The organism is Plastoroseomonas hellenica (genome assembly GCF_018129085.1).
Classification (GTDB): domain Bacteria; phylum Pseudomonadota; class Alphaproteobacteria; order Acetobacterales; family Acetobacteraceae; genus Plastoroseomonas; species Plastoroseomonas hellenica.
Genome location: NZ_JAAGBB010000001.1, coordinates 359,731 through 380,634, shown reverse-complemented (window position 1 = coordinate 380,634; position 20,904 = coordinate 359,731). Strand labels below are relative to the sequence as shown.

Sequence of the window (20,904 nt, the reverse complement as noted above, 5' to 3'; positions counted from 1 at the left end):
GGATGCCGTGGAGGCGCTGCTCGGCGTCGAGACCGGCGGCATGGCACCCGCCCAAGGGCATCTGCGCCCGGCGATCGATGCCGAAGGCCGGCTGCGTGACCTGCCGACCCAGGCCGCCCGCCGCGCCGGCCCGCGCGCCGAGGCGCTGCTGGCGCCGGTGGACGACGCCGCCCGCCAGCAGATGCTGATGGCCGTCGGCCCCTTCCTGCACGGGCCGGTGCCCGCCGCCGTCGCTGTCGCAGCCCCGGCGACCACCGCCGCCGCGGCACCTGCCCCGCTGCCGGAACTGCCGCTGCTGCTCCGTCCCCGCCACGCGGTGCGCGATGCCGCGCACCGTGTCACCATCGGCGGGCAGCGCGTGGCCCTGCGCTGCCAGGAGGATGCGGACGGCGCGCTGCGCGGCATCGGCTTCACGCTCGGCCGCGACAACGGGCTGCGGGCGCTGCTGGACGCGACGGCCCAGGCGGTCTCGATCGGGCTGGCGCGCGGGGTGCCGCTGTCCGACTACATCGAGGCCTATGCCTATGCCGATTTCGCCCCGGCCGGCGCTGTCGAGGGTGACGACCGTATCCAGGCGGCGAGCAGCGTGTTGGACTGGGCCTTCCGTCATCTGGCCTTCGCCTATCTCGGCCGCGGTGATCTGGCTGACCCCGTGCTGCCGCCGGCGCCTGCGGCCGTGAACCCGGCCGCGCCGCCGCTGCTGCCGCTCGACCTGCCGGCGGTGGCAGCGCCCCGCCGGGCCCGCGGATTGCGCCGGGTCGCGTGAAGCGGTGCGGAGGGGCAAAGCCCTCCCCGGCACTGCCCAACCACGCTACAACCCCGCACGCGATTCACAGGAGAGAGACAGCACATGGCCGGACGCATCGATGCGCGCCTTGCCGAGCTCGGCATCGAATTGCCGCGCCCGGCAGCGCCGATCGCGAATTATGTTCCGTACAACCTGACGGGAAACCTCGTCGTCATCTCCGGCCAGGTGCCGATGGATGATGGCCGCATCGCGATCACCGGCAAGGTGGGCATGAGCGTTTCGGTCGATGAGGGTCGGCGCGCGGCGCGAATCTGCTTCATCAACCTGCTGGCGCAGCTCCGCGAGGCGCTGGACGGCGACCTCGACCGCGTGACCAAGGTGGTGCGGCTGGGCGGCTTCATCGCCGCCCCCGCGGAGTTCACCCAGCATGCGGCGGTGATGAACGGCGCCTCCGACCTGGCAGTCGAGGTGTTCGGCGACGCCGGGCGCCATGCCCGCACCACGATCGGCGTGCCCTCGCTGCCCGGCGACGCGGCCGCTGAGGTCGAAGGCATCTTCGAGATCGCCTGAGGCGGCTTGCGCTTCCTGCGGGCGGGGCGAAATCTGGATGTGATGGATGAAGCCCCGCCCGAATTGACCCTCTCCCTGCTGCCGCGCATCGCCGATGTCGCGGCGGCGGATTGGGACGCCTGCGCGGGCGGCGGCAATCCCTTCGTCAGCCACGCCTTCCTGCATGCGCTGGAGGAGAGTGGCAGCGTTGGCGGCCGTACCGGCTGGCTGCCGCAGCATGCGGTGCTGCGCGACGCCGCGGGGCGCGTGCTCGCCTGTGCACCGATGTATGTGAAGCTGCACTCGCGCGGGGAATACGTCTTCGATGCCGGCTGGGCGGATGCGCTGGAGCGGGCCGGCGGGCAGTATTACCCGAAGCTGCAGGTCGCCTCCCCCTTCAGCCCGGTGCCCGGGCCACGGCTGCTGATCCGCGAGGGTTGCGCACTGCCAACGGCGGCGATGGCGGCAGCGCTGGAACAGGCGATGACGGCACTACGCTGCTCCTCGGTGCATGTGACCTTCTGCGAAGCGGAGGAAGCGGCGGCGCTGGCGGAGGCGGGCTGGCTGACGCGGCTCGGCGTGCAGTTCCACTGGCAGAATGCGGGGTATGGGTGCTTCGACGACTTCCTCGGCGCCATGGCGTCGCGCAAGCGCAAGCAGGTGCGGCGGGAGCGGCGGGACGCGGCGCTGTCGGGCTTCGTGCTGAAGACGCTGCGCGGGCATGAGATCACGCCGCGGTACTGGGATGCCTTCCACCGCTTCTACCAGGACACCACCGACCGGAAATGGGGCCGCAGCGCCTATCTGAAGCCGCGCTTCTGGCCGCTGCTGGGGGAGGCGCTGGGCGAGAACGTGGTGCTGATGGTCGCCGAGCAGGATGGGGAGCCGGTGGCCGGCGCCTTGAACCTGCTGGGACGGGAGGCGCTCTATGGGCGCAACTGGGGGACGCTGGTGGAGGCGCCCTTCCTGCATTTCGAGCTCTGCTACTACATGGCGATCGACTTCGCGATCGAACACCGGCTGCCGCGCGTCGAGGCCGGCGCGCAGGGCGAGCACAAGATCCAGCGCGGCTACATGCCGGTGCCGACCTGGTCGGCGCACCGCATCGCGCATCGCGGGCTGGAGCGGGGCGTCGCTGAATACCTGGCGGCGGAGCGGCCGGCGATGGAGCGCGAGATCGCGGGTCTGGCGGAGCTTTCGCCCTTCCGGAAGAGTTGCGAAGCGGATTAGGGTCCGCCCCCGTATGGGCATCGCCTATCTTCAGCTCGCGCTCTCGATGGCGCTGGTCGGCGCCAATGTCGCGGTGGCGAAGCTGCTGGCCGAGGCACTGCCGATCCCGCTCGTCGCCGGGCTGCGTTGCGCGATCGCCGTCATCGTGCTGCTGCCGCTGGCGCGCGCGATCGAAGGCCGGGTGCGGCCGGATGCGGTGGCCCTCAGAAACCTCGGCCTACAGGCGCTGTTCGGGACGGTGCTCTACAATGCGGGGCTGCTCGCCGGCCTCAGGCTGACCAGTGCGCTGGAGGCGGGGCTGGTGCTGGCGACCTTGCCGGCGGTGGTCGCGATCGGCGGCGCCGCTTGGCTGCGGGAGCGGCTGCCGGCGCGGCAATGGGCGGCCGTCGCACTCGCCGCCTGCGGCATGGGTGCGCTGGTGCTGGCACGCGCGGCGCCGGATGCCGGCGGCAGCATGGCCGGCAACCTGCTGGTCTTCGCGGGTGTCTGCGGGGAGGCGATGTATGTGCTGCTGGCCAAGCGCCTCGGCGCGCGCGTCCCGGTGGTGACGGCGAGCCTCTGGATGCAGGTCTTCTCCGTGCTGCTGCTGCTGCCCTTCCTGCTGCCCGGGATCGGCGCCGCCGCGGCGATGGCGGAGCCTGATATCGCCGTGCTGATGCTGTTCCACAGCCTGACGGCGAGCGTCATCTGCCTGCTGCTGTGGTACGCGGCGCTGAAGCGGGTGCCGGCCGGCATGGCGGGCGTGTTCACCGCCTTCCTGCCGGCGAGCGCCGCTCTGGTCGCAGTGGTTTTCCTGGGAGAGAGCGCGACGCTGGTGCATGCGGCGGGCTTCGCCCTGATGCTGATGAGCCTGCTGCTGGCGACCTGGCCAGGACGTGGGCGCGGATGAGGGCCTGGCTCTCGCTCTCGGTGCGCGAATTCGCCGCCGTGCCCGACGCGACGATCGCCGCGCATCTCGCCGCGGCGCAGGCGCGACGGCATGCCGCCATCGAGCCCGCGCAGATGAACGCCTGGGAAGCGACGGCCGCGCTGCTGCGCCGTGCGCTGGTCGGTGCGCCGGAGGCCTGGCGCATCCTCTTCGAATACGACCTGCTGCGACTGGAGCGGCGCATCGACGCGGTGCTGCTCACCGATCGCGCCATCCTGGTGATCGAGGTGAAGCACCGCGGCACCACGCATGAGGCCGCGGCACTGGCCCAGGCCGAGGATTACGCGCTCGACCTCTTCGATTTCCATGCGGCGAGCCGGGCCCATCCAATACTGCCCGTGCTGGTCGCGACGGCGGCGGCGCCGCGACGCTTCGAACCGTCCCTGCCGCTCGGCTTCGGCGTCGCGCCGACGGTGCTCCGCTGCAATGCCGATGACCTCGGTGCCATGATCCGGGACGCGCTGGCCGCCCTGCCGCCGCCCACCGTGCCGCTCGATCCCGATGCCTGGGAGGGCGCCGCCTATCGTCCGGTACCGACCGTGCTGGAGGCGGCGACGATGCTCTACCGGCGGAATTCGGTCGCCGAGATCGCGGAGGCGCGTGCCGACGCGCCGAACCTGACGCGCACCACGGCGGCGATCGGGCGCGCCATCGCAGAGGCGCGGCGGGAACATCGGCACCTGATCGTCTTCGTCACCGGCATCCCCGGCGCGGGCAAGACGCTCTGTGGGTTGAATGTGGTGTTCGGTGCGCTGCGCGAGCATGGCGCAGCCTTCCTCACCGGCAATGTGCCCCTGGTCGCCGTGCTGCGGGAAGCGCTGGCGCGCAATGCCGCGTCGGAGGGCGGCAGGGCGCTGTCGTTGCAGCGCGACCGTGCGCGGACAGCGCTGCAGAATGTCCATCGTTTCCTGGAGCATCACGTCCTGCGCCCGGCCGAGATCCCACCCGAGCGCATCATCGTCTTCGACGAAGCGCAGCGCGCCTGGGATGCGGCACAGGCGACGCGCGATACGCAGCGGCGGGTCAGCCGCCTGACCGCGAGCGAGCCGGCGCATGCGCTGGAGATCATGGGACGCCATCTGGACGGTGCCGTCATCGTCGCGCTGATCGGCAATGGGCAGGAGATCAACACCGGCGAGGCCGGGCTGGCGGAATGGGGCCGGGTGGTGGCCTCCGATACCCGCTGGCACGCGATCGCGGCACCACGGGTGCTGACCGCCGAAACGCCGGCGCAGCGGCTGGCCGATGGGCCGGCGGCCTGGCTGACGCTCGATCCCGATCTCGACCTCACGGTGCCGATGCGCAGCATCCGCAGCGCCGACGGCGCACCCTGGGTGGACGCGGTGCTGGACGGCGACCGTGACCGCGCGGCGGCGATCGCGCGCGACGCGGAGGCCCTGCCCTATCTGCTGACCCGCGATCTGGGCACGGCGCGGCACGGCCTGCGCGCCCTGGCGCGCGGGACACGACGCGCCGGGCTGGTGGCCTCGGCTGGAGCGAAGCGGCTGCGCGCGGAAGGCCTCGGCGTGCAGACCGACAACGTCGCGGACTGGTTCCTGCGCCGCTGGCCGGATGTGCGCGGCTCGGACGCGCTGGAGACGATCGCGACCGAATACGATTGCCAAGGGCTGGAGCTCGATCTGGTTGGCCTCGCCTGGGGCGGCGACCTGCTGCGGAGCGGACCGGGCTGGTCGATGCGGCGCTTCTCCGGCGACCGCTGGCTGACGGTGCAGAATGCGGCGGAGCGCGACTTCATCCGCAACACCTATCGCGTGCTGCTGACCCGCGCCCGCTACGAGACCATCCTCTATATCCCCCGGGGCGACGCCGCCGACGTCACACGGGATCCCGGCGAATTCGAAGCTATCGCGGCATTCCTGCTCGCCTGCGGTGCGCGGCCGCTGGAGCCGATGCCCGCGGCACCGCCGCTGCCCGCCGCCCAGGCAGCCCTGCTGTGACGCCGCATGCCGGCCGTGGCAGGATGGGCGCCATGCGCCCCCTGCTCCTCGTCCTGATCCTGCTGTTCGCCTGGCCGGCCCGGGCGGACACCGAACTCAAGATCGCCACCTGGAACATCGCCTGGCTCACCGCGAAGCCGACCGGACATCCGGACCTGCCGCGCGACATCCGCGCGCGCTCGCCTGAGGATTTCGCGCGGCTGCGGTCCTATGCCGAGCGGCTGGACGCCGCGATCGTCGCCTTGCAGGAGGTCGACGGGCCGCTTGCCGCCGCCCGCGTCTTCGACAGCCGCGACTACGCCTTCCACCTGACCGACGAGAACGATGTGCAGCGGCCGGGCTTCGCCTACCGGCGCAACCTCAGGGTCACCCGCAACCCGGACCTGGTCGGGCTGGATCTGCGCCCGACCGCGCGCTTCTCACTGCGACGCGGGGCCGACATCACAGTGGAGACCGAGACCGGGTCGCGGCTGCGGCTGCTGTCCATCCATCTGAATGCCGGCTGCCGCGAGGGCCCGATCGCGCAGTCGGAGCGGCGCGAATGCGACAGCCTGGGCCGGCAGATCCCGGTGCTGGCCGGCTGGATCGCGGAACGGAGGCGCGAGGGCGCCGCCTTCATGATCCTCGGCGACTTCAACCGCCGCATCGAGCGCAATGACGAGCTGGTGGAGCGGTTGTCGGAGGCGGCGCCGCTGGACCACGCAAATGCGGGCTACTCCAACCCCTGCTGGGGTGGCGGGGCCTTCATCGACCATATCCTGCTCGGCGGCGCGGCGCGCGGCTGGGCAGAGGAGAGCAGCCTGCGCGTGCTGGTCTATGCCGAGCGTGACCGCCGCTTCCGCGACCGCATCTCCGACCACTGCCCGGTCAGCCTGCGCCTGCGAATCCCCTGAGGGCGCTGGACGGTCCCGCGCGCTCCCTGCAGGCAGGCCCCGGAGCATTCGTTTCTCGGAACGATGATCCAGGCCGCGCGCCGGGCGCGGCCGCCGGGACAGGATTTTGGGCGATGGCGCGGGGTTTCTCGGCCGCCTATGACGAGAATGGGCTCGACCGCGGCTGCTACGCGGCCGCGAGCCTGCCGCAAGGAGCGGAGCTGATCCGGGCAGAGAACCCGCCGCTGCCCTTCCTGCGCGCCCGCCACCAGCAGGCGGTCGTCCTGCATCTCTGCCGGGCCGTGACGCCGGGACGGATCACCCGCCATGTCGGGGGCATCCGCAACCTGCCCCCTCCGCGGGTCGGCCTGCTGGAGCTGACGCCCGGCGACACCGATCTCGAATTCGAAGCCGAAGCCAGGACGTCGATGCTGACGCTCTCCCTGCCGCAGGCGGTCTTCGCAGCGCTCGACGCCGATCCGGACCGCGCCTTCACCCGCGGCCTGCTGCCCTTCCGCGATGATGCCCTGCGCGCCGTGCTGGTCGAGCTCGCGGAACGCGCGGACGGCGGGGACAGCGAGCGGCTCTTCCTCGATCACGCGCTCTGCTTCCTCGCCGCGGCGCTGGCGACGCCGCGGCGTCGGGTGCCGGTACGGGCACTCGATGGTGTTCGGCTGTCGCGCGTTCTGGGCGCGATGGAGGCGGCGGCCAGCGGGAACACGGCGAGGCCGCCTGCGCTTCCAGACCTGGCGGATCTGGCGGGCCTCTCGCTCGCCGAGTTCGCGCGCGGCTTCCGGGCGGCGACCGGCGAGAGCCCGCATGCCTATCTGACGCGGCGGCGGATCGAGCACGCGCAGGCGCTGCTGCTCGAACGCCCCGCGCTGCCGCTGGCCGAGGTCGCGGCGGCGCTCGGCTTCGCCGACCAGGCGCATTTCAGCCGGCGCTTCCGCCAGGTGACCGGCACGACGCCGGGGCGGTTCCGCCGAGGCCGCTGAACCAGGAACGCTTCACCCGCGCAGGATCAGACAAAGCGCCCGGCATCGTTCAAGACGCTGGCGTTCCGGTCTGGCAATGAGCCAGCCGGAGACATCCTGTGCCAGCCAGACCCACCCCCTTGATCCTGCTGCTGCTCATTGCCTGCGCGACCGGCAATGGCCCTGACCTGCCGGACGCCACCGCGTCGCAGCGCGAGATCAGCACCCTGCCGGGCACCACCGGCATGCAGGGGCCAGCTTGGCGGGCATCGGCGTCTCGTCACTTGGCATGGACGAACGACATGACGGGGCTCACCGACGCATGACCGGCATCATCAAGACACTCATGGCGATGAACCCGACGGAAAGAAGCACGTTGTGGAGCGTGCTCACCGCGAATCCCCGGAACGCGCTGGTACTGAAGGAGGCCCATAGCGAAGCCCTCTACTGGTCCAAGGTGATTTCCTATGCCTTCCTGAAGGATCTGCCGGAGGCCCAGAAGGAGGAGCGTGCCGAGGCGTCGCGCAACAACGGCCCCGCCGATGCCGTCCGGCACGGCTACTGGTCGGCACTGCTGTCCAGCAAGCTCAGCTACAACGACGCCATGCGCGTCGTCTTCGCGCATGAGGCCGATCAGATCCGATCCGAGGATCCGCTGGTCAAACTCGCGTCGACGATGGACCTGCACAACAACCAGGTCGGCCTCGACATCGGTGCCCTTGCCAAGGGCGCCGCCAATGAGGTCCTGCGGGAGGCGGTGCTGAAGGCGCTGTTCGAGGGCCGGCTCCGCTTCATCGAGCCGAAGACCGGGAAGCTGGTGCCGACGAAGTCGCTGCAGCCTTCGAGCTGACCGATCGGAGGGCTGGGCGCCGTCCCGCATAACCCCTAGGGTCGGAGCCAAGACAATTGCCCGGCCGCCACGGCGGACCGGTTTGGGGCGCCGGCTTGTCCATCTTCCTTCGGGTCACCCTGCCGCTCGCCGGCATGAACTTCGTCAACCAGATGGCGCGTGCGGTGATCGCGACCATCGGGCCGCCGCTGGCGCTCGAACTCGGGCTGTCGGCAAGTGGGCTCGGGCTGCTGGCCGCGGCGATCTTCGTCACCTACGCCATGGCGCAATTGCCGGTCGGCCTGGCGCTCGACCTGTTCGGGGCGCGGCGGACGCAGACGGTGCTGGCCTCGATCGCCGCGATCGGCTGCGTGATCTCGGCGATGGCGCCGGACGCGCTGCTGCTCGGGGTCGGGCGCATGGTGACCGGCATCGGCATCGCCGCCGGGCTGATGGGCATGCTGCAGGCCAATACCCAATGGTATCCACGCGAGCGGGTCGCCACCATGACCGGGCGCGGCGTCTTCATCGCGGCCCTCGGCGGATTATCGGCGACGCTGCCGGTGCAATGGCTGCTGCCGTCGATCGGCTGGCGCGGCGCCTTCTGGGGCATCGCGGCGATCGCCCTGGGCGTCGCGATCTGGATCTGGAATTCCGTGCCGGACCGCCCCCCAGGGGCGACGGCGCGAACACCGCGGCGGTTATGGGACGAGGTGGCGGAATATGGCCGCATCTTCCAGCATGCCGGCTTCCTGCGCTTCCTGCCGGGGATCGCGATGATCTCGGCGCTGAACTTCACGATGATGGGCCTATGGGCCGGCCCCTGGCTGCGCGACGTGGGCGGGCTTGCCGACCAGCCGCGCGCCGCGGCGCTGCTCTGCCTGGCACTCGGGATGACGCTCGGCAGCCTCATGATGGGGCAATGGACGACGCGGATGCAGGAGCGCGGCTGGCCGGGGGTCACCGTGCCGGCGCTGGCGCTGGCCGGGCAGGCGGTGATGCTGGGGGTGCTGCTGACCCGGCCGCAGGGCGGCCTCGCGGTGCTCGGGCCGGTCTGGTTCGTCTTCGGCTTCGTCGGCGCCGGCGGCCCGCCGGGCTATGCGGCCCTGGCGCAGGTGTTCCCGCGCGAACTCGCGGGGCGCGTCGCGACGGCGATCAACTTCACCATGCTGCTGATCGTGGTGTTCCTGCAGAACGCGATCGGCTGGGTCCTGGATCTCTGGCCGCGCACGACGGCCGGTGGCTGGGACCCGGCGGGATATGGCGCCGCCTTCGGCGGCATGCTGATGCTGCATATCGCCTCCGGCTGCGCCATGCTGCGGTTCGGCCAGGGGAGAGGACGGGCATGATCGAAAAACGGCTGCGCAAGCTGATCGACCGCTATCGCATCACGGGCGGCAAGGGGTTCCGCCTCAAGGACCATGATCCGGCGGATACCGGCGGCCTGAACCTGGAAAAGGAAGAGGCGCAGGCGATGCTCGCCGACAGCACGCGCATCCTGGCCGAGCAGCAGGACAAGCTTTATGCGCAGGACCGTTGGTCGGTGCTCTGCATCTTCCAGGCGATGGATGCGGCGGGAAAGGACGGGGCGATCAAGCACGTCTTCACCGGCGTCAATCCGCAGGGCTGCCACGTGGTCAGCTTCAAGGCACCGAACGCCGCGGAACTCGACCATGACTTCCTCTGGCGCCACGCCATCGCGCTGCCGCAGCGCGGCCAGATCGGCATCCATAACCGGAGCTGGTATGAGGAAGTGCTGGTGGTGCGCGTGCACCAGAAGATCCTGGCGGCGCAGAAGCTGCCGGATCGGCTGGTGACCAAGCGCATCTTCGACGAGCGGCTGGAGGACATCGCCGCCTATGAGCGCTATCTGGCGCGGCAGGGCGTGGTGATCTTGAAGTTCTTCCTCAACGTCTCGAAGGACGAGCAGCGCAAGCGCTTCCTGGAACGCATCGAGGAGCCGGAGAAGAACTGGAAGTTCAACGCCGGCGACGTCGCGGAACGTACACATTGGAAGGCCTATCAGTCGGCCTATGAAGAGGCGATCCTCGCGACCGCGACGCCGCAGGCCCCCTGGTTCGTGGTGCCTGCGGACAACAAGCGCTTCACCCGCATCATCGTGGCGGACGCGATCGCGGAGGCGATGGACAGCCTCGATCTGCGCTACCCCGAACTGGACGAGAAGGCGCGGGCCGAGCTGGCGACGGCGAAGCAGGCCCTCGGCTAGAGGGGTTCCCACTCAGCCTTTCGAAGTCGCCAGGTTGCGCGCGGCCTCTGCGACCGCGGCTTCGCGGGACCTACGGATTTTCGCGCCCGAAGCCCGCGCGCGTTCCAGGATGTGCGGTGGTGCTACGAAAGGCGTGCCCGCGGTGAAGGGCGGCTCCGGGTCGTATTCGATCTGGAGCTGGATCTGCTGCGCCACATCTTCCCCCGCGAGGTCGGCCGCCAGGCGCAGCGCCATGTCGATGCCGGATGTCACGCCGCCGGCAGTGTAGACATTGCCGTCGATCGTCATCCGCTCGTCGCGCACCTCGGCACCGAATTGCGCGAGCAGGTCGCGCGATGCCCAATGGCTGCCCGCGCGGCGTCCCCGTAGCAGACCGGCAGCGCCGAGCAGCAGGCTGCCGGTGCAGATGCCGAGGACATGGCGCGCGCCCCGCGCCTGGTCGCGCACGAACTCCACGGTCTCCGGGTCGAGCATGGCGGCATCGGTGCCCGGCCCGCCCGGCACGACGAGCAGATCGAATTGCGGTGCCTCCGCGAAACCCATCGAGGGCGTGATCACCAGCCCACGGTCCGTGCGCACGGGATCCCGGGTCTTGGCAACGACCTCGACGCGCCAGCCAGGCAGCCGCGCCAGCACTTCATAGGGGCCGGTGAGGTCGAGCTGGGTCATCGCGGGGAACAGCAGCATGCCCGCCATGGGCGCCTTGTCGGACATCGGGGGACCTCCGTTGGGATGGCGGGAGGATAGGAGGCCCGAGGATCTGACGGGAATGACAAAGCCCAGGCGATTCCTGCCGAGGGCGGCCGCTCACGCATTCGCCCCGAACGCGGCGCGCCGGCGCTCCGAAGCCATTGCTTAAGCGATGCGGATGTAGGGAGGCCTCTCACGAGCGGAGCGGGTTGGTGGCAATCTGGAGTGGCCTGACGCTGCGCAAGCGGCTCTTCGTGCTGGCCTGGGCCAGCTTCATCATCCTGATCTATCTCGGCATCGGGGTGACGGCGGTTTCCGTCGTCCACGGGGAAAGGGTCTCCTCCGCCGCCGGCCATCGGGCGCGCATGACGGTCGGCGCGGTCGAGCGTGGCCAGACCCCACCGGAACCCATCCCGGAGGCGGGCGACTTCACCAACGTCACGATCGGCCTCTATCTCGACGGGATCGAGACCCTCTCCATCCGCGATTCCTTCTGGGCGCCGACCTTCTACATCTGGTTTCGCTGGCAGGGTGACCGGGCCCTCAATCCCGGGGCCAATTTCCGCCTCGTGGACGGCAGCATCACGCGAAGGGACCTGCAGGAGGAGTATTACGGCGCGGACGGGACGAACTATCAGCGCTACCGCGTCACCGCCCGGATGACGAAGTTCTTCAACACGACCCGGGTTCCCCGGGACGACCACATGCTGAACCTCTACATCGAGGACGCCCGCTTCGACGCGACGCGCCTGCGCTACGTCGCCGATCCGGCGTCGAACGTCAGTTCGCGCGTCAGGGTATCCGGCTACACCATCTCCCGCAGCTCGGAGCAGGTCGCGAAGACCCACACCTACCGCTCCTCCTACGGCGACCCGCGGCTTGAAGGGCAAGGGAACCGCACCTTCAGCATGTTCACCTACGGCGTCCGCATCGAGCGGTCCGGGATGGGTGTCTATTTCAAGGTCTTCATCGGTCTCTTCGCCGGCATGGCGCTCGCCTTCGCCAGCTTCGGGCTCCGGGCCTCCGATGCGGGGCCCCGCTTCTCGATGGTCGCGGGCTCCTACTTCGGCGCCGTCGCGAACTCCTACCTCGCGGGGTCGCTGATCCCGTCCTCGGGGCAGTTCGGCCTCGTCGAATACGTGACGTTCATCGGCCTCTTCACGATCTTCTTCTCGCTGATCGCCACCATCGTCTCGATCTACATCTGGAATATCCGGGCGGACAAGGAACTCTCCCGCGCCTTCGACGTGACGACCGTCACCGCGGCGGGCATCGGCTATGTCGCCGTCAACATCCTGCTGCCGCTCAGCGCCTGACGGCTCGCGAGCCGCGCAAGCAGACCCCGTCCGGGCGATTCCGCCTGAACGGGATCTGTTCCAGGATAACCGCGCCTCGGCTCAGGTCCCGGCGCCGTCGAACGCGTCCAGGACGTGCAGGGAATAGGTAAAGGCGGCGCCGGCATTGAGTGCGATGGCGACGCCGAGGGCTTCCGCCACCTCCTCCTTCGTCGCGCCCGCCGCGCGGGCCTTGCGCGAATGGCTGTCGATGCAGCCCTCGCACCGGGTGGTGACGGCGACGGCCAGCGCGATCAGCTCACGCGTCTTGGCGTCGAGATGCCTGGTGGTCGCGGCGCCGGTGTTCAGCGCCACGAAGCCCTTCACCAATTCCGGATGCAGGCCGCGCAGATCCTTCCCACGGTCGCGGAGGCCGGCGCTGTACTCATCCCAGTTCTCGATGCGGGTATCGGCGGTCATTGCGGTGCCCCTGATGTGGAAAAGCAAAGGGCGCGAAGCCTGCGGCCCGCGCCCTTCCCTGTCCATAGGCCCCGAAGGAGCGCCGCGTTAGAGCGTGATGCGCTGACAAGCGCTCACGCATCATGCTCCCTCAAGTCATCACGCTCTAGCCGGCGGATTCGGCCGTCGCCTCGGCGTCGCCCTCGCCTTCCTCCGGCTTCGGCAGCGCCGGGGGCGCCGCCTCCACGTAATCGAAGGACAGGGCATTGTCCTTGAGGCCGACCTTGACCGAACCACCCTTGGTCAGCCGGCCGAACAGCAGCTCCTCGGCAAGCGGCTTCTTGATGTGCTCCTGGATCACGCGCGCCAGCGGCCGCGCACCATAGAGCGGGTCGTAGCCCTTCTCGGCCAGCCATTCCTTGGCCGCGGAGGAGAGCTCGATCGTCACGTTGCGGTCGGCGAGCTGCGCCTCGAGCTGCATGACGAACTTCTCGACCACCTGGGCCACGATCTCCTGCGAGAGGCTGGAGAAGGGGACGGTGGCATCGAGGCGGTTGCGGAATTCCGGCGTGAACATCCGCTGGATCGCCTCCGTGTCCTCGCCGATGCGGGTCGTGCGCTCGAAGCCGATGGTAGGCCTCGCCATGTCGGCGGCGCCGGCATTCGTCGTCATGATCAGGATCACGTTGCGGAAATCGACGGTCTTGCCGTTGTGGTCCGTCAGCTTCCCATGGTCCATCACCTGCAGCAGGATATTGAAGAGATCCTGGTGCGCCTTCTCGATCTCATCGAGCAGCAATACGGCATGCGGATGCTGGTCGATGGCGTCGGTCAGCAGGCCGCCCTGGTCGAAGCCGACATAGCCCGGCGGCGCGCCGATCAGGCGGCTGACGCTGTGCCGCTCCATGTATTCGGACATGTCGAAGCGGATCAGCTCGATGCCGAGCGTCTTGCTGAGCTGCTTCGCGACCTCGGTCTTGCCGACGCCGGTCGGGCCGCTGAACAGATAGTTGCCGATCGGCTTCTCCGGGTCGCGCAGCCCGGCGCGGGACAGCTTGATCGCGGCGGAAAGCGCCTCGATCGCCTTGTCCTGGCCGAACACCATTGCCTTCAGGTCGCGCTCCAGGTTTTTCAGCACCTCCTTGTCGTCGGTGCTGACCGACTTGGGTGGGATGCGCGCGATCTTGGCGACGATGTCCTCTACGTCCTTCAGCGTCACCGTCTTCCGCCGCTTGTTCTCGGGCAGCAGCATGCGGCTGGCGCCGACCTCGTCGATCACGTCGATCGCCTTGTCGGGCAGCTTGCGGTCGTGGATGTATTTGGCCGAGAGCTCCACCGCGGCGCGGATCGCCTCGGGCGTGTACTTCACCTTGTGGTGCTTCTCGTAGTTGGTCTTCAGGCCCTGCAGGATCTTCACCGCATCCTCGAGCGTCGGCTCGTTGACGTCGATCTTCTGGAAGCGGCGGACCAGGGCGCGGTCCTTCTCGAAGTAGTTGCGGTATTCCTTGTAGGTGGTCGACCCGATGCAGCGCAGCGTGCCCTGGGCCAGCGCCGGCTTCAGCAGGTTCGACGCATCCATGGCGCCGCCGGAGGTAGCGCCGGCGCCGATCACCGTGTGGATCTCGTCGATGAACAGGATGGAGCCGGCCTGGTTCTCCAGCTCCTGCACCACGGCCTTCAGCCGCTCCTCGAAATCACCACGGTAGCGGGTGCCGGCCAGCAGGCTGCCCATGTCGAGCGCATAGATGGTCGACTTCAGCAGCACCTCCGGCACGTCGCCCTCGATGATGCGCTTGGCCAGGCCTTCGGCGATCGCGGTCTTGCCGACCCCGGGGTCGCCCACATAGAGCGGATTGTTCTTGGTGCGGCGGCAGAGGATCTGGATCGTGCGCTCGATCTCGCTGTCGCGGCCGATCAGCGGGTCGATCTTGCCCTGCTGCGCCTTCTTGTTGAGGTTGACGCAGTAGTTGGAAAGCGCGTCCTGGCCGCGCGGCGCACGCTGAGGCTTCTCCTCCCCGCGTTCGGGCGTCTCCTCCGGCTGCGGGGTCCCCTGCACCGGGCGCGGCGTGCTGCGGCCCGGGGCCTTGGCGATGCCGTGGCTGATGAAGTTCACCGCGTCGAGCCGCGTCATGTCCTGCAACTGCAGGAAGTAGACGGCATGGCTCTCACGCTCGGAGAAGAGGGCGACCAGCACGTTGGCGCCGGTCACCTCATCGCGGCCGGAGGACTGGACATGGATGGCGGCGCGCTGGACCACCCGCTGGAAGCCGGCAGTCGGCTTCGGGTCGCCGGAGCGGTCGGTGACGAGGCCGGCGAGGTCCTTGTCGAGGAACTCGCCGAGATCGCGTTTCAGCTTGTCGATGTCGACGCCGCAGGCGCGCAGCACCGTGGTCGCGTCGGCATCGTCGGCCAGCGCGAGGAGGAGATGCTCGAGGGTCGCGTATTCGTGCCGGCGGTCATTCGCCAAGCCGAGGGCCCGGTGGAGCGTCTGTTCGAGGTTGCGGGACAGCATGGTCAGAGGCTCCCCTGTCGGAGCCGGGCGCATCCGTCGCCCCGGCCCGTCATCACATCATCATATGGGAGGCGAAGCAGCTTCCGCATCCCCTGAAGCACTGCGTTGCAAACAGTGACGAAGGAGGGGGAAGGGCAGCGTCGCCGCTATTCCTTCTCGATCGTGCACTGGAGCGGGTGCTGGTTCTGGCGGGCCAGATCCATCACCTGAGTCACCTTGGTCTCCGCGACCTCATAGGTGAACACGCCGCAGACGCCGACGCCGCGACGATGGACGTGCAACATGATCCGCGTCGCCTCCTCCCGGTTCTTCTGGAAGAAGCGTTCCAGCACATGCACGACGAACTCCATCGGCGTGTAGTCGTCGTTCAGCATGAGCACCTTGTACATGGCGGGCTTCTTGGTGCGGGGGCGCGCCTTGACGACGACGCCGGTCGCCGGCCCGTCACCGTTGCCCACCCCGTTGTTCCGCTTGTCCTGGTCGCTCATGGCCTGAAGGCTGTCTCATCCGGGAAGTGGTGGGAAGGCGCGAACGGCGCCCCGCCGGGTCTAGGATATCGGAGCGCGTGGCATCAGGTGAAGGGCCACGGTGACAATGATGGCAGCATTTGCCGCGCGGGAGCCCCCCGCCGGGCTTGATCCTCGCCCCCTTGTAACCTGCCGATCCTTTCCGGCGACTTGATTTGGCGAGCCGATCCATGCCTCCGGGCCACCCCATCCTCCGGCGATCTGCTCCGCCTGCTCTGCCGAGCAGATTCACGCTTTCGGGCGCTTCCGCCCTCCAGCGATCTGCTCAGGAGCGCCGGAGCGCGGGGTCCTGAACGGCAGAGGCCCGGCACCGCTATCCCGGAAAGGGTGCGGTACCGGGCCTCGTCGGCCGGCCGTTGGGGTGAGGGGTACGGCCGGCGGGCGGGGCGCGGGGCCCCGCCCGGGATCAAGCCGCGATCGGCTTCGCGAACTTCTCGACCGCGAGCTGGACGCGCGCGGTGATCGGGGCCGAGGCGCTCTCGCTCAGGCGCAGGAAGGCCTCCTGGAACTTGGAGGTCTCCGAGGAAGCCTTCTCGAAGGCGGCCTTCGCGAAGGAGGTCTGCAGCTCAGTGGCTTCCTTCAGGCTCTTCACGGAGGCGAACGCCTTGGCGCTCTCCATCGCATGATCGGCAAAGCCCTGCGCCAGCGCGGCGTACTGGCGCGCGATGTCCTGGGTGCCGGTCGCCCAAAGCTGGGCGGACTTCGTCACCGCTTCGATGTTGCCACGGCCGAACTCGACCGCCTCTTCCGCCGCCTTGAACATCGTCTCGGCAGCCTTCGTCGCCTGTTCCATACCCTTCTCCATCGATGCACGCGCCTGGGTGGCGCCCTCGTTGATCACGCTCTTCGCCTTGGCCTCGCCGGTCTGGACCGCCTCGGCCGCAATCTTGGTCACTTTGCTCTCGCCAGCCATCGTCGCGTCCTTTCCGTTCGATGATGATTGGGCCACAGCCTCCAGCACCGGGGCCGGCGCGGCGGCCTGCGCCTTCGCCGGCTTGCGGCCCGTCATGCGTGGTGTCGTGCTGTCGCCCATCGGATCGCCTTCCGCTTCGACCGCAACCGGGCTCATCCGGCTCTCCGGATTGCCATGGTGCGGTGCAACATGCCGGTTTTTAGAGCAGCGGATGACAGCGATGCAAGAGTTTTTTTGCGCTGCAACATAACGCCCTGGTGACTTCGTCGCGTGAAGTCTGCGCCCGCCTCCATGGGCGCTGCCGTCGGCGTTTAAGGTGTTGTTTTAACCCCTTGTCCCTTCCCCATTTCCGTAGCGAGACGGTGGACAGCCACGCCTCCGATTGCTTAAGCTGCGCGCGGGAAGGGTGCGACGCGGCCGAGGGGGGCCGCCCGCGCCCTTGGGGAGCTTGCATGATGACGAACAGCGCCGCCCGGCCGGGCCGGCCTTTCCCACTTCGCCGCGCGCTCGGTCTGCTGGGGGCCTGGTTGCTGGCTGCTGCCCTGCCGGGTGCCGCCCAAGCGCAGATCGGCAGCGACCGCTACGCCGCCATCGTCCAGGACGCGCGCACCGGCGCCACGCTGATGGCGGCGAATGCGGATGAGCAGCGGCATCCCGCCTCGCTGACCAAGATGATGACGCTCTACATGCTGTTCGAGGCGATGCGGGACGGCCGTATCAGCCTCGACACGCCGATCGTGATGTCGCGCGAGGCAGCGTCGCAACCGCCTTCGCGGCTCGGGCTCCCGGCCGGCGCCTCGCTGACCGCGGAACAGGCGATCCTGGCGCTGGTGACGAAATCGGCGAATGACGTGGCGGCGGCGATCGGTGAACGCCTGGGCGGCGGCGATGAGCAGCGTTTCGCGCAGATGATGACGCTGCGCGCCCGGGCGCTCGGCATGACGCGGACCACGTTCCGCAACGCGTCCGGCCTGCCCGACCCTGACCAGGTGACGACGGCGCGCGACATGGCCCTGCTCGGGCGGCGCCTGCGGGAGGATTTCCCCAACCGCTACCACTATTTCTCCGCCGACAGCTTCCGCTACCGCGGCCAGGTGATCGCCAACCACAACCGCCTGCTCGCGGAGTATGAGGGCACCGACGGCATCAAGACCGGCTATGTGAACGACAGCGGTTTCAACCTCGTGGCCAGCGTGGAGCGCGACGGGCAGCGGCTGGTGGCAGCGGTGTTCGGCGGCTCCACCGGCCGGGAGCGCGACCGGCACATGATGGCGATCCTGGACCAGGCCTTCGCCCGTCTCGGCGTCGCAGCGCGCGAGCCGCTCCTGGCATCGCGGGGCGGTGTCGGCCTGGTTTCCGCAGCGCGGGCGGCGACGCTGTCCGGGCGCCGGGTGATCGAGGCGCGGGTGCCGGTGCGCCAGGCCACACGCCAGACACGGGCGATGGTGACCACGCGCGCCGCGGCCCGGTCGCTGCCGCGGCCCCCGATGGCAGCGGCACCAGCGCGGCGGACCGTTGCGACGCGCACCGCCCTCGGCGCACGCAGCCAGCGCCTGGAGCCACCGCGGCAGGCGACGGCACGGCGCGCGACCCGCGTGGAGCAGGGCGACCGTTCGCCACCGCGCAACGACCGTCGGCGGCGCGTCGCGGAGCGCTGAGCACAGCCTCCCCGCTGGAGCATGATGCGCTCGCAAGCGCTCACGCATCATGTCCAGCCCTTTGTTCGGTCGCGTGATTCAGACTTTTCGGCGATTCCACCCTCAAGTCATCACGCTCTATCCGAGACGGCGCGGATCGCGGCCCTTGGCTCCTGGAGACGGCTTCACGCCGCCGACGATCCACCTGCCTTCGGTCCCAGGAGCAGATGCACCTCCCCGGCGATGCGCTCCAGGCGCGGCGCCGCGAAATCGATAAAGGCCCGCAGGCGGCGCGGCATCAGGCGCCCGCTCGGGAAGACCAGCGCAACCGGCCGCGCCGGCATCTCATGGTCGCGTAGCAGCCGCACCAGCCGGCCATCGGCAACCGCCGCGGCGACCTGATAGCCAAGCGCGGCGAGCAGGCCGCGCCCCGCGATCGCCGCCTCCACCGCCGCCTCGGCCAGGTTCACCGTCAGGCGCGGCATGACGGGGATGGCGCGGGGCGCGCCTGACGGCATCGCGAAGATCCATTCCGGGGCTGGTCCCGGTCGCCCAAAGTGGATGATCGCGTGCCCCCTTACCTCCTCCGGCCGGGCAGGCGTGCCGTGGCGCGCCAGATAGGCCGGGCTCGCGACCACCACCCGCCCGATGGCGCCCAGCCTGCGCAGCGTGAAGCCGGAATCCGGCTGCGCCCCGATGCGAACCGCGATGTCGATCCCCTCCTCCAGCAGATCGGCAACGGCATCCGACAGCAGCAGCTCGACCCGCACCTCGGGGAAAGCGTCGAGGAAGGCGGTGACGACGGGCGCCACATGCAGTCGGCCGAAGACCAGGGGGGCCGCGATGCGCAGCCGGCCGCGCGGCGTCACCGCCTCGAGCGCCGCGCCCTCGATCGCCTCCGCATAGTCGGCGAGCAGGCGCCGCGCCTGGTCGGCCAGGCGGCGGCCGGCATCCGTGGGGGCGATCTGGCGGGTGGTGCGCTCGATCAGTCGGACCCCGAGCCTCGCCTCCAGCCCCGCCAGCATGCGGGTAACGGCGGGCGGCGAATGGCCCAGCCGGCGACCGGCAGCCGCCAGGCCGCCGCTGTCGAGCACGGCAAGGAAGAGACGGAGCTCGTCGAGGCGGTCCATGCCAGAATTCCAGTAGCAGGAATTATCAATGCCACACTCCTGGCATTCTCCACACTGGAAGCAAGTGTGATGGTGGCGCCGCGTCGCACCGGACAGGAGCTGCCGCCATGGGCCGCCACTACGCCGAGATCGCCTTCACCCCCGCCGTGCAGGCGGAACAGACCCGCATCGGGTCCCGCAGCCGCTACGAGCGCGTGGCGCGGGATGGGCGGGAGGACGGCCAGCTCGGCCCGGACGAGACCGCCTTCGTCGCGGCGCGCGACAGCGTCTACATGGCGAGTGTTTCGGAAACCGGCTGGCCCTACCTTCAACATCGCGGCGGGCCGCCCGGCTTCCTGCGGGTGCTGTCGCCGACCCGGTTGGGCTTCGCCGATCTCGTCGGCAACCGCCAGCATGTGAGCGTCGGCAACCTCGCCGGCGACGACCGCGTCGCGCTGTTCCTGATGGATTACCCGGCGCGGCGGCGGCTGAAGATCCTCGGCCATGCGCGGGTGGTGCGGGAAGGCGAGGATGCCGCGCTGGTCGCCGACCTGGCGCCGCCCGGCATCGAGGACCGGGCAGAGCGCGCGATCCTGATCGATATCGCGGGCTTCGAGTGGAACTGCCCGCAGCACATCACGCCGCGCTACAGCGCGGCCGAACTCGCGCCGTTGGTGGCGCGGCTGGAAACGGCGGAGGCCGAGCTCGCCAAGCTGCGCGCCGCGCAGAGGACCGGCGGCGAGCCATGACGCCCGGCAGCCATCCACTGCGGCAAGGAGTTCCGATGCATCGCCTCTATTATTCCCCCGGCGCCTGCTCCCTCGCGCCGCATATCGTGCTGGAGGAGATCGGCATCCCCTATGCGCTGGAGCTGCGCTCCGCGCGAAATGCCGAGGGCACCAGCACGCCCGAATACCTGGCGCTCAACCCGAAGGGACGGGTGCCCGCGCTGGCTGGCATGCCGGGCAGTGCTGGCGGCGCCACTGGCCTCCTGACGGAAGCCCCGGCGATCCTGTTCTTCCTGGCGCGCAGCCATCCGGAGGCCAGGCTGCTGCCCGGTGACCCCGCGGCCGAGGCGCGATGCCTCGAATGGATGAACTGGCTGTCCGGCACCGTGCACGGGCAGTCCTTTGGCCAGATCTGGCGCGCGCACCGTTTCACCGCAGATCCGGTGCAGCACGCCGCCATCATCGCCAAGGGCGAGGAGAATCTCGGCGGGCAATATGCGCATATCGAGGCGCTGCTGGCGGATGGCCGGGACTGGGCTGTGCCGGGCCAGTACAGCATCGCCGATCCCTTCCTGCTCGTCTTCTGGCTCTGGGGCCAGAGGATCGGGATCGAGATGGCAGGCCACTACCCGGCCTGGGCCCGGCTCAGCGCGCGCATCCTCGCGCGGCCGGCCGTGCAGCGCGCGCTGGAGCAGGAGCGGGTGAGCGTCGCGGCGCCGCCCGCCTGACGCCATGCCGCC

General features: G+C 69.6%; 21 protein-coding genes. 15 read left to right on the top strand and 6 right to left on the bottom strand.

The window, feature by feature from the left end:
• The 11 genes from GXW71_RS01570 to GXW71_RS01520 all read left to right on the top strand — a co-directional run.
• Positions 1 to 766: TSCPD domain-containing protein (locus tag GXW71_RS01570; protein WP_456315979.1), on the top strand; the 766-nt coding region annotated here is incomplete at its 5' end.
• 84 nt (positions 767 to 850) lie between these two features.
• Entirely contained in the window at positions 851 to 1,318 is a 468-nt protein-coding gene (locus GXW71_RS01565; RefSeq protein ID WP_211850615.1) for a RidA family protein, read from the top strand.
• A 42-nt stretch (positions 1,319 to 1,360) separates the two neighbouring features.
• Positions 1,361 to 2,527: a GNAT family N-acetyltransferase gene (locus GXW71_RS01560; protein ID WP_211850614.1), complete on the top strand. Its 1,167-nt coding sequence runs from the start codon at positions 1,361 to 1,363 to the stop codon at positions 2,525 to 2,527.
• Positions 2,528 to 2,540: 13 nt separating this feature from the next.
• Entirely contained in the window at positions 2,541 to 3,416 is an 876-nt protein-coding gene (locus GXW71_RS01555) for a DMT family transporter (protein WP_211850613.1), read from the top strand.
• A complete protein-coding gene (locus GXW71_RS01550) occupies positions 3,413 to 5,413 on the top strand; it encodes a DNA/RNA helicase domain-containing protein (RefSeq protein ID WP_211850612.1) in 2,001 nt (666 codons plus the stop codon). Before GXW71_RS01555 ends, GXW71_RS01550 begins: the two co-directional genes overlap by 4 nt.
• Before the next feature lie 32 nt (positions 5,414 to 5,445).
• Complete coding sequence (locus tag GXW71_RS01545) at positions 5,446 to 6,306, top strand: endonuclease/exonuclease/phosphatase family protein (protein WP_211850611.1); 861 nt, start codon at positions 5,446 to 5,448, stop codon at positions 6,304 to 6,306.
• 113 nt (positions 6,307 to 6,419) lie between these two features.
• Entirely contained in the window at positions 6,420 to 7,280 is an 861-nt protein-coding gene (locus GXW71_RS01540; protein WP_211850610.1) for a helix-turn-helix transcriptional regulator, read from the top strand.
• 119 nt (positions 7,281 to 7,399) lie between these two features.
• Positions 7,400 to 7,585 carry a hypothetical protein gene (locus GXW71_RS01535; RefSeq protein ID WP_211850609.1) on the top strand — a complete coding sequence of 62 codons (186 nt, stop codon included), beginning with the start codon at positions 7,400 to 7,402 and terminating at the stop codon, positions 7,583 to 7,585.
• Positions 7,582 to 8,109 (top strand): DUF6973 domain-containing protein, encoded by a 528-nt coding sequence (locus GXW71_RS01530; protein WP_211850608.1) that lies wholly within the window; start codon positions 7,582 to 7,584, stop codon positions 8,107 to 8,109. The genes GXW71_RS01535 and GXW71_RS01530 overlap by 4 nt, the downstream gene beginning before the upstream one ends.
• 95 nt (positions 8,110 to 8,204) lie before the next feature.
• Positions 8,205 to 9,437, top strand: coding sequence for an MFS transporter (locus GXW71_RS01525; protein ID WP_211850607.1), 1,233 nt, complete (start codon positions 8,205 to 8,207; stop codon positions 9,435 to 9,437).
• Positions 9,434 to 10,315: a polyphosphate kinase 2 family protein gene (locus GXW71_RS01520; protein ID WP_246526181.1), complete on the top strand. Its 882-nt coding sequence runs from the start codon at positions 9,434 to 9,436 to the stop codon at positions 10,313 to 10,315. Before GXW71_RS01525 ends, GXW71_RS01520 begins: the two co-directional genes overlap by 4 nt.
• A gap of 12 nt (positions 10,316 to 10,327) precedes the next feature.
• On the opposite strand, the gene GXW71_RS01515 is transcribed toward GXW71_RS01520, so the two are convergent.
• The gene (locus GXW71_RS01515) at positions 10,328 to 11,029 is read right to left on the bottom strand and encodes a DJ-1/PfpI family protein (protein WP_211850606.1); all 702 of its coding nucleotides are present in this window, start codon (positions 11,027 to 11,029) and stop codon (positions 10,328 to 10,330) included.
• A gap of 188 nt (positions 11,030 to 11,217) precedes the next feature.
• Between GXW71_RS01515 and GXW71_RS01510 the strand changes: the two genes are divergently transcribed.
• Positions 11,218 to 12,321, top strand: a complete 1,104-nt coding sequence (locus GXW71_RS01510) for a hypothetical protein (protein ID WP_211850605.1) — start codon at positions 11,218 to 11,220, stop codon at positions 12,319 to 12,321.
• 81 nt (positions 12,322 to 12,402) lie between these two features.
• Here the strand turns inward: GXW71_RS01510 and GXW71_RS01505 are convergent, their stop codons facing one another.
• The 4 genes from GXW71_RS01505 to GXW71_RS01490 all read right to left on the bottom strand — a co-directional run bounded on the left by GXW71_RS01505 (position 12,403) and on the right by GXW71_RS01490 (position 16,846).
• Positions 12,403 to 12,759, bottom strand: a complete 357-nt coding sequence (locus GXW71_RS01505; protein ID WP_211850604.1) for a carboxymuconolactone decarboxylase family protein — start codon at positions 12,757 to 12,759, stop codon at positions 12,403 to 12,405.
• A gap of 145 nt (positions 12,760 to 12,904) precedes the next feature.
• Positions 12,905 to 15,250, bottom strand: coding sequence for an ATP-dependent Clp protease ATP-binding subunit ClpA (gene clpA, locus GXW71_RS01500; RefSeq protein ID WP_211850603.1), 2,346 nt, complete (start codon positions 15,248 to 15,250; stop codon positions 12,905 to 12,907).
• Between the two features lie 146 nt (positions 15,251 to 15,396).
• The gene (clpS, locus tag GXW71_RS01495) at positions 15,397 to 15,738 is read right to left on the bottom strand and encodes an ATP-dependent Clp protease adapter ClpS (protein WP_211850602.1); all 342 of its coding nucleotides are present in this window, start codon (positions 15,736 to 15,738) and stop codon (positions 15,397 to 15,399) included.
• Positions 15,739 to 16,183: 445 nt separating this feature from the next.
• Positions 16,184 to 16,846: a phasin family protein gene (locus GXW71_RS01490; protein ID WP_246526180.1), complete on the bottom strand. Its 663-nt coding sequence runs from the start codon at positions 16,844 to 16,846 to the stop codon at positions 16,184 to 16,186.
• A gap of 296 nt (positions 16,847 to 17,142) precedes the next feature.
• Between GXW71_RS01490 and GXW71_RS01485 the strand changes: the two genes are divergently transcribed.
• A complete protein-coding gene (locus GXW71_RS01485; RefSeq protein ID WP_246526179.1) occupies positions 17,143 to 18,348 on the top strand; it encodes a D-alanyl-D-alanine carboxypeptidase family protein in 1,206 nt (401 codons plus the stop codon).
• A gap of 164 nt (positions 18,349 to 18,512) precedes the next feature.
• Here GXW71_RS01485 and GXW71_RS01480 read toward each other — a convergent pair whose 3' ends face one another.
• Complete coding sequence (locus GXW71_RS01480; protein ID WP_211850601.1) at positions 18,513 to 19,457, bottom strand: LysR family transcriptional regulator; 945 nt, start codon at positions 19,455 to 19,457, stop codon at positions 18,513 to 18,515.
• Positions 19,458 to 19,564: 107 nt separating this feature from the next.
• On the opposite strand from GXW71_RS01480, the gene GXW71_RS01475 reads away from it, so the two are divergent.
• Both GXW71_RS01475 and GXW71_RS01470 read left to right on the top strand, forming a co-directional pair.
• Positions 19,565 to 20,185 carry a pyridoxamine 5'-phosphate oxidase family protein gene (locus GXW71_RS01475; protein ID WP_211850600.1) on the top strand — a complete coding sequence of 207 codons (621 nt, stop codon included), beginning with the start codon at positions 19,565 to 19,567 and terminating at the stop codon, positions 20,183 to 20,185.
• Positions 20,186 to 20,220: 35 nt separating this feature from the next.
• Positions 20,221 to 20,892, top strand: a complete 672-nt coding sequence (locus GXW71_RS01470; protein ID WP_211850599.1) for a glutathione S-transferase family protein — start codon at positions 20,221 to 20,223, stop codon at positions 20,890 to 20,892.
• Positions 20,893 to 20,904 lie beyond the last annotated feature (12 nt).